This window comes from Sphingomonas arantia, assembly GCF_042682045.1.
Classification (GTDB): Bacteria; Pseudomonadota; Alphaproteobacteria; order Sphingomonadales; family Sphingomonadaceae; genus Sphingomonas_R; species Sphingomonas_R arantia.
Genome location: NZ_JBHUGS010000001.1, coordinates 369,963 through 382,619 on the forward strand (window position 1 = coordinate 369,963; position 12,657 = coordinate 382,619).

A 12,657-nucleotide genomic window follows, 5' to 3' on the forward strand; every position below is an offset into this window, starting at 1 on the left:
TATGTTTCAGTCATGAACCGGCCTTCCTTCGCATGATCCCGGCGAGCCTGCGCGGGCGGGGGTGGTGGTGGAGCGCGCCCGATACGTGGGTGCCGGAGCCGCATGAGCGGTCGATCATGCCCGGGTCGCCGGCGATCCCGGATCATCCGATGCGGGTACGGCTGGCGTTCGGCGGGATCGCGGCGCTGGCGGGGATCACCGGCGGGCTGGGCAACGGGATCGTCACCGCGAACCTGACAAGTTTGCAGGGGGAACTGGGGCTGTATCCGGCCGAGGCGGCGTGGCTGCCGACCGTCTATGTCATGACGAACGTGGTCAGCGGCCTGTTGCTGGTGAAGTTCCGGCAGCAGTTCGGGTTGCGGCTGTTCGTGCAGATTTTCCTCGTCGGCTATGTGCTGGCGACGGCGGGGCATCTGGTGGCGCATAGTTTCGCGTCGGCGATCGTGGTGCGCGCGTTCAGCGGGATTGCGGCGGCGTCGCTGTCGACGCTGGCGCTGCTGTACATGATGCAGGCGTTCAAGCCGGCGTGGCGGCTGAAGGGGCTGGTGTTCGCGGTGGGGATACCGCAGCTGGCGACGCCGCTGGCCCGGCTGTTCCCGTCGGAACTCCTGGAGGCGGGGCAGTGGCAGACATTCTATGTGTTCGAGCTTGGTCTCGCGTTGTTGACGCTGGCGGCGGTGCGGTGGTTGCCGTTGCCGCCGAGCGAGCGGTTTAAGGCATTCGAGCGGGGCGATTTCCTGACCTTCGTGCTGGTCGCGCCGGGGCTGGCGCTGCTGACCGCGGTGTTGGGGCTGGGGCGCGTGCTGTGGTGGTTCGAGGCGCCGTGGCTGGGCTACGCGCTGTGCGCGGCGGTAGTGCTGCTGACGGTCGGGTTCTCGATCGAGCACCGCCGCGAGAACCCGCTACTCAACACGCGCTGGCTGGGCAGCGGCGACATCCTGCGGTTCGCGCTGGTGGCGATTCTGACGCGCGTCGTGTTGGCGGAGCAGACGACCGGGGCGGTGGGGTTGTTGACGACGCTGGGGCTGGGCAACGAGCAGATGCGCGGGCTGTTCGTCGTGATCCTGTTCGCGAGCATTGCGGGGATGGTGGTGGGGTCGCTGACGCTGAACCCCAATTTCCTGGGCAAGCCGATCCTGATCGCGCTGGGCATGATCGCGCTCGGGGCGTTCATGGACATGGGGGCGACCAACCTGACGCGGCCGCCGCAGCTGTACGTCAGCCAGGCGATCCTGGGGTTCGCGGCGTTGCTGTTCATCGGGCCGGCGCTGCTCGTCGGGCTGACGCGCGCGCTGGCGGCGGGGCCGTCCTATTTCGTGAGTTTTTCGGTGTTGTTCAGCGTGACGCAGAGCCTGGGCGGGCTGATCGGTGCGGCGTTGATCGGGACGTTCCAGACGGTGCAGACGCGGGTCCACCTGATCCAGCTGGGCAATCAGGTGTCGCTGACCGATCCGGTCGTGGCGTCGCGGGTGACCGCGGGCGGGGCGGGGCTGGGGCGCGTGATCGGCGATCCGGCGTTGCGGCAGGCCGAGGGGGTCGCGCTGATCGGGCAATCGCTGACACGCGAGGCCAATATCCTGGCGTATGACGACGTGTTCCGATTGATCGGCGTGATCGCGCTCGTCACCATGCTATGGGCGTCGATCCACATCACCCGCATCCAGCGGGCCCGCCGCCGGGCCGCGCTGGCTGCGACCACGAGTTGAGCCATGGCCGACGCTGACCCTGAAACGCCGCCCGTCGCCGCGCCCGCGCCTGCTCCAGCCGCGCGCCGGTGGCGGCCGCCGGCGAAGAGCCTGGGGAGCCTCGCGCTGATCGCGGTGCTGGTCGTCGCGGGCGTGCTGGCGATCCTGTACGCGTGGCGGCTGCCGCCGTTCGTGTCGGATACGCAGGCGACCGAGAACGCCTATGTGCGGGGGCAGGTGACGGTAGTGAGCCCGCAGGTGTCGGGATATCTGGTGGCGGTGCCGGTGCAGGATTTCCAGCATGTCGCGCGCGGGCAGATGCTGGTGCGGATCGACGACCGGATCTACCGCCAGCGGGTGGAGCAGGCGTTGGCGACCGTCGCGGGGCAGCAGGCGACGCTGAGCAACAGCGCGCAAGCGCGCCGATCGCGCGAGGCGGCGGTGGCGTCGCAGGATGCCGCGGTGGCGGGGGCGCGGGCGCAGCTGGTGCGCGCGCAGGCCGATATGGCGCGGGTCGAGGATCTGGCGAGCGACGGGTCGGTGTCGCTGCGCGAACGCGACCAGACGCGCGCGGCGCTGTTGCAGGCCGAGGCGGCGTTGCAGCAGGCCGAGGCGGCGCGCGCGATCGGGCAACAGGACGTGCGGTCGGTGGCGGTCGGGCGCGGCGGGCTGGCGGCGGCGGTGGAGGGCGCGGACGCGGCGCTGAACCTGGCGCGGATCGACCTTGCCAACACGATCATCCGCGCACCCCAGGCCGGCACGCTGAGCGAGGTCGGCGGGCGCGTGGGGCAATATGTGACGGCGGGGACGCAGCTGATGTTCCTGGTGCCCGAGCAGATGTGGGTGATCGCGAACTTCAAGGAAGCGCAGACCGCGAAGATGGCGGCGGGGCAGCGCGCGTCGTTCGCGGTCGACGCGCTGGGCGGCGCGCGGCTGACCGGGCGGGTGCAGAACCTGTCGCCCGCGGCGGGGAGCGAGTTCAGCATCATCCGGACCGACACGGCGACCGGCAATTTCGTTAAGGTGCCGCAGCGGATCGCGGTTCGCATCGCGATCGATCCGGGGCAGGCGCTGGCGCGGCGGTTGCGGCCGGGGATGTCGGTGGAAGCCAGAGTGGATACGGGGCGGTGAGGGTTTTGCTGCCCCCTCGCCCCTGCGGGGAGAGGGTTGGGGAGAGGGGGGAGGTCAGCGCGGAGCGTCGGGCGTTTCACCTGGCGTCACCCCCTCTCCCAACCCTCTCCCCGGGGGGGAGAGGGCTTGCGGGTGTCGCGGTTGCGATTCTCCTTGCTGGGTGTGCTGGGCCGCGGCCGGAAGTGCCCGTCGCTGCCGCCGTGACGGCGCCGGCGGGGTGGCGGACGCAGTTTGCTGTGACGGCGCCGGTGACCGCGGAGTGGTGGCGCGGGTTCGGTGATCCCGTTTTGACCCAGCTGGTCGAGGCGGCGTTGGCGAACAACACCGACCTCGCGGTCGCGGCGACGCGGATCGCGGAGGCGCGGGCGAACCAGCGGTTGGCGCGGGCGGCGTTGTCGCCTTCGCTGAACGGGAGTGCGAGTGTCGCCGAGCAGCGGACGTTGACGGCGCTGGGCACGGGCGTGGACGGGCTGGTCGGGCAGCCGGGGGTACAGGTGGCGTATGAGGTCGACCTGTTCGGGCGGCTGGCGACGCTGGACCGGGCGGCGCGTGCGGACCTGCTGGCGGCGCAGGCGTCGCGCGATACGACCGCGCTGTCGGTCGCGGCGACGACGGCGAACGGGTACATCACGCTCCGCGCGCTCGATGCGCGGTTGCAGACGGCGCAGGAGACGCTGGTGGCGCGCGACGAGGCGTTGCGGCTGGCGCAGCGGCGGGCGCTGACGGGCTATACCTCGTTGCTGGAACTGCGGCAGGCGGAGGCGGAATATCAGAGCGCGGCGCAGCTGATCCCGCAGGTCGAACTATCGATCAGCCGGCAGGAGAACAGCTTGAGCGTGCTGACCGGTGGCGTGCCAGGGGCGATCGCGCGCGGGCGGCCGCTGGCGGCGCTGGTGCCGCCGGCGATCCCGTCCGAACTGCCGTCGGAGCTGTTGCGGCGGCGGCCGGATATTGCCGCGGCGGAGTATCGGCTGGCGTCGGCGGACCTCAGCCTGTCGGCGGCGCGGGCGCTGTACCTGCCGCGGCTGAACCTGTCGGGGACGGCTGGGCTGGCGCTGTCGTCGCTGATCGCGGCGCCGGTGACTTTGTTCTCGGTCGGTGGGAGCGTGCTGGGGCCGATCTTCGACGGCGGACGGGTGCGTGCCGGGGCGGAGGCAGCGACCGCGCGGCGCGATGCGGCGGCGTTCGCGTATCGCGGGACGGCGCTGACCGCGTTTCGCGAGGTGGACGACAGTCTGGCCGGCGTGCGGCGGTCGGGCGAGCAGGCCGAGGCGGTCGGGTTGCAGCGCGAGGCGCTGGCGCAGGCGTTGCGGCTGGCGACCAACCGGTACCGGGCGGGCTATGCGAGTTATATCGAGCAGCTGGACGCGCAACGCGGGTTGCTGACCGCGGACCTGACGCTGATCCAGGCGCGGACGGATCAGCTGACCGCGGTGGTGACGTTGTACCAGGCGCTTGGGGGCGGCTGGGGGCGGTAGCCGCTTGGGCTTTGGGTTTGGTTCGACCGAAGGGAGATCCCGGCGTTCGCCGGGATGACGGTTTGGGGTGGGGCTGACCCGGTTGCGCCGCGTGTGCGACGTTCCTCGCCGTCTTTTCCGACGTGCCCCCACTATCGTCATCCCGGCGTAGGCCGGGATCTCCCTTGGGGCCTGGGGTGGGTTCTTCACCGGAGGGAGATCCCGGCTTTCGCCGGGATGACGTGTGTGGCGCGGGCAGTTCGCTCGCCGCGCCGCCTTACTCCGCCGCTTCCAGGGCGGGGCTGTGGACGTCGTAGGCGTGGCGGGCGGCCTGTTCGACGGCGACGGGCAGGGGCTCGTCTTCGCGCAGCGTGACGAAGCGGCCGGTCTTGCCGTCGAGGCCGAGGATGGTGCCGGCGTGGATGTCGACGAACCAGCCGTGCAGCGCGATTTCGCCGCGGGCGATGCCGGCCGCGACCGACGGATGCGTGCGGAGGTGCGTCAGCTGCGCCGCGACATTCTCCATCGCGATGGCGCGGACCTTGTCGGCCCCTTCGAGGTGGGGATAGCAGTCGGAGACGATCTGCGCGGCGCCGTGGCCGTGCTTGAGCCAGCCGGCGACGATCGGCATCGCGCCGAGTGCTTCGGGATTGGCGAGGCCCTTCATCGCGCCGCAATCGCTGTGGCCGCAGACGATGATGTCGCGCACGCCGAGCGCCACGACCGCATATTCGACGGTGGAGGACACGCCGCCGTTCATCTGCGAATGGGGCGGCACGATGTTGCCGGCGTTGCGGCAGACGAACAGGTCGCCGGGCTGCGCCTGCATGATATGTTCCGGCACAACGCGGCTGTCCGCGCAGGAGATCATCAGCGCCTTGGGGCTTTGGCCGTCCGACGCGAGCTTCGCGTACAGGCTGCTGCGATTCTTATATTCGGTCTTCTCGAAGCCGAAGACGCGACCGATCAGCTCGTTCATGGTTCTGCTCCATCCTGTCGGGGCGCAGAGTGCGGCCCCGTTGAGGGTCGAAGTGCCAGACCAGTTTTGCTGCGATAGGGATGGTGCGTAAGTAAGTGTTGCTCGGACCTCAGCGGTGCGGGAGCGTGATTTCGGCGCGGAGGCCGCCTTCGGGACGGTTGATGAGCGCGAGCGTCCCTTCCGCCCGGGCGACGGCGCGCGCGACGATGGCGAGGCCGAGGCCGAACCCCTCGGTATTGCGGGCGCGGGCGGGATCGAGCCGTTCGAACGGGCGCAGTACCGTTTCGAGAGCGTCTGGCGGGATGCCGGGGCCGTCGTCGTCGACGCGGATCAGGATGCGGCCCGGCTCCACCACCAGCGCCACGACGATCGCCTCGCCATAATGGAGCGCATTGTCGACGAGGTTGGCGACCGCGCGCTTGATCTCCAGCGGGCGGAGATGCGCGTCGAAGTGGTCGGGGCCGTCATAGTCGGCGGTGCGGCCGCGGTCGGTCGCGTCGTCGACCAAAGTGGCGAGCATGACGGCGAGGTCGATCCGCTCGGGTGCCTCCGGATCGCTGTCCCCGCCGAAGAAGGCCAGCAGCGAGGAGAGCATCGCCTCCATTTCGGCGAGGTCGCCGTCCATCGAGGTGCGGAGTGCCGCGTCGGGGACGGCGTCGGTGCGGAGGCGCAGGCGCGCGATGGGGGTGCGCAGGTCGTGGCCGACCGCGGCGAGCGCCTCGGTCCGGTCGTCGATCAGTTGCAGGATGCGGGCCTGCATATCGTTGAACGCGTGGATGACCTGGCGCACCTCGCGGCTGCCTTGTTCGGGCAAGGTGGTGGGCGCGCCGTGGCCGATCGCGTCGGCGGCGTTGGCGAGCATCCGCATGGGGCGCAGCGTAACGCGCAGCACGAGGAAGCCGATGCCGATGAGCGCGAGCGCGGGGAGCAGCGCGATGACGATGCGCGTGAAGGCGAGCGTGGTGCCGGTGAGCAGCTCGTCCGTGCTGAAATCGATCCAGGTGCCGTCGGGCAAACGGAGGCCGCCGACCACGATGTTGCTGACCCCCGGCGATTTCAGGCGGAGCCGCAGATCGGTGTTGGCGAGCACCGGTTCCCAGGCGACGATCTGCAACCGCATCTCGCGCAGTTCGGCGGGGACGGGGGGCGGCACGGTGCGGGTGGGGCGCCACTGGATGTCGTAGCGATCGGTGGTCAGTTGTTCGGCGATGGCGGGGCGTTGATCAACCGGGCTGTCGGCGAGCAGGCGGCGCGAAATGACGAGATGTTCGGCGACGCGGCGCGCCTCGTCCTCCTGCGCGGACAGCCGGCTGGTGCGTTCGTAGAGGAAGGTGCTGGCGCCGAATTCGACCGCGACGGTGAGCAGCACGATCAGGAAGATCTGGCCGAGCAGGCCGAGCGAGGGGCGGGCGAGCCTCATGCCGGGCCGCGTAACATCATGTCCGGTTCACGACCGCGTTGAACATGTAGCCCGCGCCGCGGACCGTGACGATCGGCGAGGGCACGTCGGTGGTCGACAGTTTCCGCCGCAGCCGGCTGACCAGCACGTCGATGCTGCGATCCGAGGCGTCGGCGAGCCGGGTGCGTGACAGTTCGATCAGCCGTTCGCGGCCGATAACGCGTTGCGGATGATCCAGGAACGAGGCGAGCAGGTCGAACTCCGCGCCGGTCAGGTCGATGACCGCGCCGCTGGGGGAGCGCAGTTCGCGGCGCGGGAAATCGACCGTCCAGCCGGCGAATTCGGCCTTGTTCTCGCCGCCCTCGCCGTGCCGTCGGTCGAGCCCGCCGCGGCGCAGGACGGCGCGGACGCGGGCGAGCAGTTCGCGCGTGCCGAACGGTTTGGGGAGATAGTCGTCCGCGCCGAGTTCGAGCCCGATGACGCGGTCGGTCTCGCTGGTCTTAGCGCTGACGAAGATGATCGGCACGTCGCTTTTCTGGCGGATCTGGCGGCACAGGTCGATGCCGCTGGTGCCGGGCAGCATGATGTCGAGCAGGACGAGGTCGACCGGGCCGGCTTCGAACGCGATCCACATTTCGGGTGCGGAGGCGGCGGGGCGGACCTGGAACCCGTTCTCGCCGAGCGCGCGGGCGGTGAGCGTGCGGAGGCCGGGGTCGTCTTCGACCAGCAGGATGATGGGGGCGGTCATGCGGTGTGGTTAGGTGCGGGGCGGGGGGCGGTCAATGATGGGGGTTGTTGATGGACCTGGAGTCCTCGCCTCGATCGTATCCCCGCGGAGGCGGGGATCCAGTCCTGCTTCTGTCGGCGTGGCGCTGGTGACTTAGCTGGACCCCGGCATCCGCGGGGTACGGGACGTGTGGGGCGCATGGGAACGTCGGTCGCGGTGCGCCGTTCGGTTGGGGAGTTTGAGGAGCCCTGTCATCGCTATCGACGCCGATCTGATGCCGACCTTGCGGAGTGCGGTTCTGGAGTGGGATCGGGCCGATCCGGACGTCGAGGGTGTGTTTCCGGCCGAGAAGATGTTGGCGTTGCGCGACATGGGGGCGACGCGGGCGTTTGCGACCGTCGCGGCGGGCGAAGAGACGGCGGCGCTGGTCGAGGCGTTGCGGCTGGTCGGTGGGGCGGACCTGGGGCTGGGGCGGATCTTCGAGGGGCATGTGAATGCCGCGCAGTTGGTCAATGCGTACGGCGATGCGGCGCAGCGCGCGATGCTGGCGGATGACCTGGCGGCGGGGATGATTTTCGGCGTGTGGGCGACCGGGCCGGTGCCGGAGATGCAGGCGATGCCGCAGGACGATGGCTGGCGGCTGGTGGGCGAGAAGAGTTTCGCGACGGGTGCGGGGTTTCTCGACCGCGTGCTGATCACCGTGCGCGGGCCCGACGGGGCCAAGCGGCTGGTGTTCGTCGATCTGCGCTGGGAGGAGGCGCGGGTCGACCTGAGCGGTTGGACCGTGCGGGGGATGAAGGGGACGGGCAGCGGGGCGTTCGATTTCGACGGGATGGTGGTGCCGGACGCCGCGATGATCGGCGGCGGCGACGTGTACGAGACGGAGCCGCGGTTCAGCGGTGGGGCGTGGCGGTTCACGGCGGTGCAGCTGGGCGGCGTGATCGCGCTGCTGCGGCATTACCGCGATCATCTGATCGCCGCGAAGAAGGACGGCGACGCGATCCAGCGGGCGCGGTTCGGGGCGTGCGTGGCGGCGGTGCGGTCGGCGGCCTTGTGGGTCGATCGCGCGGCGCAGGCGACCGAGGCCGACGAGCCGGATGCCGTCGCGCTGGTTCTGATGACACGCGGCGTGGTGGAGGAGGCCGGGCTGGCGACGATGGAGGCGGCGGCGCGGGCCGTGGGGACGGCGTCGTTCTTCACGGGTAACCGGATCGACCGGATTACGCGCGACCTGGGACTGTATCTGCGCCAGCCGGTGCCGGACCAGGCGCGCGACCGGGCGGCGGGGGCGTGGATCGAGCAGGACTGCTGGGGCAGCGATCGGTGGTGGTAGCGCCGGGGCAGCGGACCTGGGCGCGGCTTGTGCGGCGTGGGCGCGGGCTGGACGTGGGTGCGTTGGCGGCGCTGGGACCCTGGCTGGTGCTGGCGCCGCATCCGGATGACGAGGCATTGGGCGCGGGTGGCATGCTCGCGCGGCTGGCGGCGGCGGGGGCGGATCCGCGCGTCGCGATCCTGACGGACGGGGCGGCGAGCCATGTCGGGGCGCCGGGCTGGGGGCCGCGGCGGCTGGCGGGCGTGCGGCGGCAGGAGGCGGGGCATGCGGTGCGGGCATTGGGTATGCGGCCGGCGCTGCATCTCGGGTGGCGCGATGCGGCGCCGCCGATGGTGGGGGATAAGGTGTTTCGGGCGGGGGTTCGGCGGTTGGGCGCACTGATCGTGCGGCATCGCATTCGGGCGCTGGCGGTGTGCTGGGCCGGAGAGGCGCATTGCGATCACGAGGCGGCGGCGGCGCTGGCGCGGGCGGTGGTGACTGCGGCGCGGGGGCGGGTGCGGTTGTACGAATATCTGGTGTGGGGCTGGACCGATCCAGCGCTGGGCGCGAAGCTGAGCGGGCGGCGGGTTGTGTCGGTGGATGTGACGGGTGTGCGGCGGGCGCATCGGCGGTCGATCGATTGCCATCGCAGCCAGACGGGCACGCGGGTACAGGGGGCAGTCGATCCGTTCCGCCTGCCGCGCGCGATGATCGCGCTGACCGCACGGCCGCGGACTGTGTTGCTGGAAGGAGTTCGACATGCGGCGTGAGACGACGATCGACGCGGACTATTTCGAGAAGCTGTACCGCGACGACCCCGACCCGTGGAAGTTCGAGACGAGCGAGTATGAGGCGGCGAAGTATGACCGCACGCTGGCCGCCCTGCCGGCGGAGCAGTTCGGGCGGGTGCTGGAGGTCGGCTGTTCGATCGGCGTGCTGACCGAACGGCTGGCGGCGCGGTGCGACGCACTGGTGGCGGTCGACGTGTCGGAGACGGCGCTGGCGCGGGCGGCGGAGCGGTGCGCGGGGCTGCCGCAGGTCACGTTCGCCAAGATGGCGGTGCCGGACGAGGTGCCGGAGGGGGTGTTCGATCTCGTGATGCTGTCGGAGGTCGTCTATTATCTCGACAGCCCGGATATCGTGCGGCTGGGAGCGTATCTGCGCGAGGCTACGGTGCCGGGCGCGCATTTGTTGCTGGTCCACTGGACGGGCACGACCGATTATCCGAAGCCGGCCGATACGGCGACGGCGGAGTTGCGCGCTGCGCTGGGCGACGCGGTGTCAGCCGTCCATGCCGAGCGCCACGACGCCTACCGGCTCGATCTGTGGCGGCGGGAAGACGTGGCCGACTGATGTGTCGGTGGCGGACCGGCGGGCGCGGACGATGCGGCGCGCGGTGGCCATTGCGGCGGGGAGCGTCGCGAAGCTGAGCGGTTGGCGGTCGTCATGGTCCTGCGGCGCGATCATCGCATGGACCGGGTAGGTTTCGTGGAGCGGCTCGGCGTCGTCCTGTTCGATCCAGGTGCGGAGCGTTTCGGCCATGCCGCCCGATGCACGGCCCTCGGTGCGGCAGGAGGTGAAGACCCGGACGTCGCGCGCGTGGCGGATGTGGCCGCCGGCGGTGCGGATTGCGGCGAACAAGGCGCGGTCTTCGCCGACGGGGGGCGTGGGTGCGCCGCCGATCCGGCGGTAGAGGCCGAGCGTGAGCGCCATGCTCGCGCCGCCCTCATAGCCGTGGCAGGGCCAGGCGTCGTCGGTCGCGGCCGGTGCGCGGAGATAGTCGATCGCGGTGAAGTAGCGCCCGAGCAGGTTCAGCCGGGCGACCGCCGCGGGGCCGAGCGCGGCGCGTTCGGCGCGGAGCGTGAGGGCGAGGCCGGCGACCGCATCGTGGCCGGCGTCGATATGCGCGGCGGTCCGCACGATCCAGTCGGGCGCGACCAGCGTATCCGCGTCGGTGCCGAGCAGCAGGTCTTGGTCGTCCGTCAGGCGGTCGGCGGCGGCATCGAGCGCGAGGCGGCGCGCCCAGCCGGCGTGGCGCGCGCCGGGGAGCATCGAGACGGCGCGGGCATCCAGCCGGAAATGCTGCGGGCGGTAGCGGGCGAGGATCGCGACGCTGTCGTCGGTGCAGCCATTGGCGAAGGCGATGACAGTGACGCGGCCGGCATAGCGCTGGGCTGCGCGATCGATCGCGTCGAGGCAGGCGGCGATGCAGTCCGCCTCGTCCCGTAATGGGATGGCGATCGCGACATTCCGGATCGCGTCCCGCTCCGATCTTATCATAGCAAAAGAAATGAGCGGCGGCGGGGTTCGTTCCGATCTGCGGAACCGGTCGGCAAAGCGGCAGGTTCTAATGTCAGACTGCCGCAGGACGACAGACCAGACCGTACGGAAACGAGCATCCATGCAGCAGAAAGAAGACTGGCACCTGACCGAGAAGGTGTTGCACGAACTGGGCCGCGGCGATCCGTTCGCCGCCGCGATCCGCGGCACGCGGATGCCGATGATCATCACCGACCCGCGCCAGCCGGACAATCCGATCGTGTTCGCCAACCAGGCGTTCCAGGACCTGAGCGGATATCCGCGGAGCGAGATCATCGGCCGGAACTGCCGGTTTTTGCAGGGCCCCGATACGGACCGCGGCGAGATCGATCGGCTGCGCGAGGCGATCCGTGCGGAGACGCCGATCAACATCGACCTGCTGAACTATCGCCGCGACGGCAGCACCTTCTGGAACGCGCTGTACGTCAGCCCGGTACGGAGCGAGGAGGGCGAGACGCAATTCTATTTCGCGTCGCTGCTCGACGTGACCGAGCGGGTCGAGGCGCACAAAGCCATCGCGGTGCAGAAGAGCGACATCGAGGCGCAGGTGCAGAGCCGGACCGCGGACCTGGAAGCGGCGCTGGAGACCAAGTCGCTGCTGTTGCACGAGGTGGATCACCGCGTGAAGAACAACCTGACCATGGTCGGGTCGCTGCTGCGGTTGCAGGCGCGCGCCATCCCGGACCCAGCGCTGCGCGTGACGCTGGAGACCATGCTGGAGCGGGTCGATGCGCTGGCGACCGTCCACCGCCGGCTGTACCAGAACCGCGATATCCACCGGTTCGACGCGGGCGCGTTCGCGCAGGACCTGACGAGCGATATCCTGGCGGGCAGCGGGCGCGACGATATCGTGCTGGAGACCAAGGTGGCGTCGTTGCAGATCCGCGCGGCGGATGCGACCGCGCTGGGGCTGATCCTGAACGAGCTGATCGTCAACGCGGTGCGCCATGCGTTCGCGGACGACCGTGCCGGCACGCTGACGCTGAAGGTGTACCGCGAGGGCGACATGGGCCGGATCATGCTGTGCGACGACGGGCCGGGGTTCGCGATCGAGTCCGTCGGCGAGACGATCGGCCGGACTTTGGTGTCGCGCTTGTCGCGTCAGTTGCGGGCCGAGACGGTGTGGCGGAACGCCAACCCCGGGACGTGCGTATTAGTGTCCTTCCCCGTCGCATAGTAAGGACGCCCCGGATGACACATCCCCCGCTGCGTGTCCTGATCGTCGAGGACGAGGCGCTGCTCGCCATGGATATCGAGGCGATCGTCGAGGATTGCGGGCACGAGGTGGTGGCCGAGGCATCGAGCCTGACGACCGTGCGCTCGCTGGTCGGGCTTGCGCCGCCGGACGTGGCGTTCGTCGACATCCAGCTGGCCGAGGGATCGAACGGGCTCGACGTGGCGGCGTTCATCAAGGCGCACTGGAAGGAAACCGCGGTGATCTTCGTCACCGCGAACCCGAAGAAGGTGCCGGACGATTTCGCGGGCGCGCACGGGATCGTGCCCAAGCCGTTTTCGCGCGCCGGCCTGATGGCGGCGATGCGGTATATCGAGGAAGGGCTGTGCGATCCGCCGCCCAGCACGCAGCCGCCGCGCAGTTTCCTGTCGTCACCCATGGTGCGGCAGCGGTGGGAAGCGACCGCCGACTAGG

Annotated in this window: 12 protein-coding genes; 8 read left to right on the forward strand and 4 right to left on the reverse strand. The window is 70.2% G+C overall.

What is annotated here, in order from left to right; translation table 11 throughout:
• Positions 1-32: 32 nt before the first annotated feature.
• From ACFSGX_RS01805 to ACFSGX_RS01815, 3 genes are all read left to right on the forward strand, one after another.
• Entirely contained in the window at positions 33-1,706 is a 1,674-nt protein-coding gene (locus tag ACFSGX_RS01805) for an MFS transporter (RefSeq protein WP_380927019.1), read from the forward strand.
• 3 nt (positions 1,707-1,709) lie between these two features.
• Positions 1,710-2,816 (forward strand): HlyD family secretion protein, encoded by a 1,107-nt coding sequence (locus ACFSGX_RS01810; RefSeq protein WP_380927021.1) that lies wholly within the window; start codon positions 1,710-1,712, stop codon positions 2,814-2,816.
• 146 nt (positions 2,817-2,962) lie between these two features.
• Positions 2,963-4,294, forward strand: coding sequence for an efflux transporter outer membrane subunit (locus tag ACFSGX_RS01815; protein ID WP_380928198.1), 1,332 nt, complete (start codon positions 2,963-2,965; stop codon positions 4,292-4,294).
• Between the two features lie 256 nt (positions 4,295-4,550).
• Here the strand turns inward: ACFSGX_RS01815 and ACFSGX_RS01820 are convergent, their stop codons facing one another.
• The 3 genes from ACFSGX_RS01820 to ACFSGX_RS01830 form a co-directional block, all read right to left on the reverse strand.
• On the reverse strand, positions 4,551-5,252 hold the full coding sequence (locus ACFSGX_RS01820; protein ID WP_380927022.1) for a carbonic anhydrase: 702 nt from the start codon (positions 5,250-5,252) through the stop codon (positions 4,551-4,553).
• Positions 5,253-5,361: 109 nt separating this feature from the next.
• A complete protein-coding gene (locus tag ACFSGX_RS01825; protein ID WP_380927023.1) occupies positions 5,362-6,672 on the reverse strand; it encodes an ATP-binding protein in 1,311 nt (436 codons plus the stop codon).
• A gap of 16 nt (positions 6,673-6,688) precedes the next feature.
• Positions 6,689-7,399, reverse strand: coding sequence for a response regulator (locus tag ACFSGX_RS01830; protein WP_380927024.1), 711 nt, complete (start codon positions 7,397-7,399; stop codon positions 6,689-6,691).
• Between the two features lie 253 nt (positions 7,400-7,652).
• On the opposite strand from ACFSGX_RS01830, the gene ACFSGX_RS01835 reads away from it, so the two are divergent.
• From ACFSGX_RS01835 to ACFSGX_RS01845, 3 genes are read left to right on the forward strand one after another with little or no spacing between them, the layout of a single operon-like run.
• On the forward strand, positions 7,653-8,711 hold the full coding sequence (locus ACFSGX_RS01835; protein ID WP_380927026.1) for an acyl-CoA dehydrogenase family protein: 1,059 nt from the start codon (positions 7,653-7,655) through the stop codon (positions 8,709-8,711).
• Complete coding sequence (locus tag ACFSGX_RS01840) at positions 8,669-9,460, forward strand: PIG-L deacetylase family protein (RefSeq protein ID WP_380927028.1); 792 nt, start codon at positions 8,669-8,671, stop codon at positions 9,458-9,460. The genes ACFSGX_RS01835 and ACFSGX_RS01840 overlap by 43 nt, the downstream gene beginning before the upstream one ends.
• Positions 9,450-10,043 (forward strand): class I SAM-dependent DNA methyltransferase, encoded by a 594-nt coding sequence (locus ACFSGX_RS01845; RefSeq protein ID WP_380927029.1) that lies wholly within the window; start codon positions 9,450-9,452, stop codon positions 10,041-10,043. Before ACFSGX_RS01840 ends, ACFSGX_RS01845 begins: the two co-directional genes overlap by 11 nt.
• On the opposite strand, the gene ACFSGX_RS01850 is transcribed toward ACFSGX_RS01845, so the two are convergent.
• Entirely contained in the window at positions 9,972-10,970 is a 999-nt protein-coding gene (locus ACFSGX_RS01850; protein ID WP_380927031.1) for a glycosyltransferase family 2 protein, read from the reverse strand. The two genes, ACFSGX_RS01845 and ACFSGX_RS01850, sit on opposite strands and share 72 nt — an antisense overlap.
• Before the next feature lie 121 nt (positions 10,971-11,091).
• On the opposite strand from ACFSGX_RS01850, the gene ACFSGX_RS01855 reads away from it, so the two are divergent.
• Both ACFSGX_RS01855 and ACFSGX_RS01860 read left to right on the forward strand, forming a co-directional pair.
• Positions 11,092-12,186, forward strand: a complete 1,095-nt coding sequence (locus ACFSGX_RS01855; protein ID WP_380927033.1) for a histidine kinase dimerization/phosphoacceptor domain -containing protein — start codon at positions 11,092-11,094, stop codon at positions 12,184-12,186.
• Between the two features lie 14 nt (positions 12,187-12,200).
• Positions 12,201-12,656, forward strand: coding sequence for a response regulator (locus ACFSGX_RS01860; RefSeq protein WP_380927035.1), 456 nt, complete (start codon positions 12,201-12,203; stop codon positions 12,654-12,656).
• The last annotated feature ends 1 nt before the right edge of the window (position 12,657 follow it).

Coding starts and splice junctions, on each gene's coding strand:
- ACFSGX_RS01805 (WP_380927019.1), top strand. CDS start 33: ATGATCCCGGCGAGCCTGCGCGGGCGGGGGTGGTGGTGGAGCGCGCCC.
- ACFSGX_RS01810 (WP_380927021.1), top strand. CDS start 1,710: ATGGCCGACGCTGACCCTGAAACGCCGCCCGTCGCCGCGCCCGCGCCT.
- ACFSGX_RS01820 (WP_380927022.1), bottom strand. CDS start 5,252: ATGAACGAGCTGATCGGTCGCGTCTTCGGCTTCGAGAAGACCGAATAT.
- ACFSGX_RS01825 (WP_380927023.1), bottom strand. CDS start 6,672: ATGAGGCTCGCCCGCCCCTCGCTCGGCCTGCTCGGCCAGATCTTCCTG.
- ACFSGX_RS01830 (WP_380927024.1), bottom strand. CDS start 7,399: ATGACCGCCCCCATCATCCTGCTGGTCGAAGACGACCCCGGCCTCCGC.
- ACFSGX_RS01835 (WP_380927026.1), top strand. CDS start 7,653: ATGCCGACCTTGCGGAGTGCGGTTCTGGAGTGGGATCGGGCCGATCCG.
- ACFSGX_RS01845 (WP_380927029.1), top strand. CDS start 9,450: ATGCGGCGTGAGACGACGATCGACGCGGACTATTTCGAGAAGCTGTAC.
- ACFSGX_RS01850 (WP_380927031.1), bottom strand. CDS start 10,970: ATGATAAGATCGGAGCGGGACGCGATCCGGAATGTCGCGATCGCCATC.
- ACFSGX_RS01855 (WP_380927033.1), top strand. CDS start 11,092: ATGCAGCAGAAAGAAGACTGGCACCTGACCGAGAAGGTGTTGCACGAA.
- ACFSGX_RS01860 (WP_380927035.1), top strand. CDS start 12,201: ATGACACATCCCCCGCTGCGTGTCCTGATCGTCGAGGACGAGGCGCTG.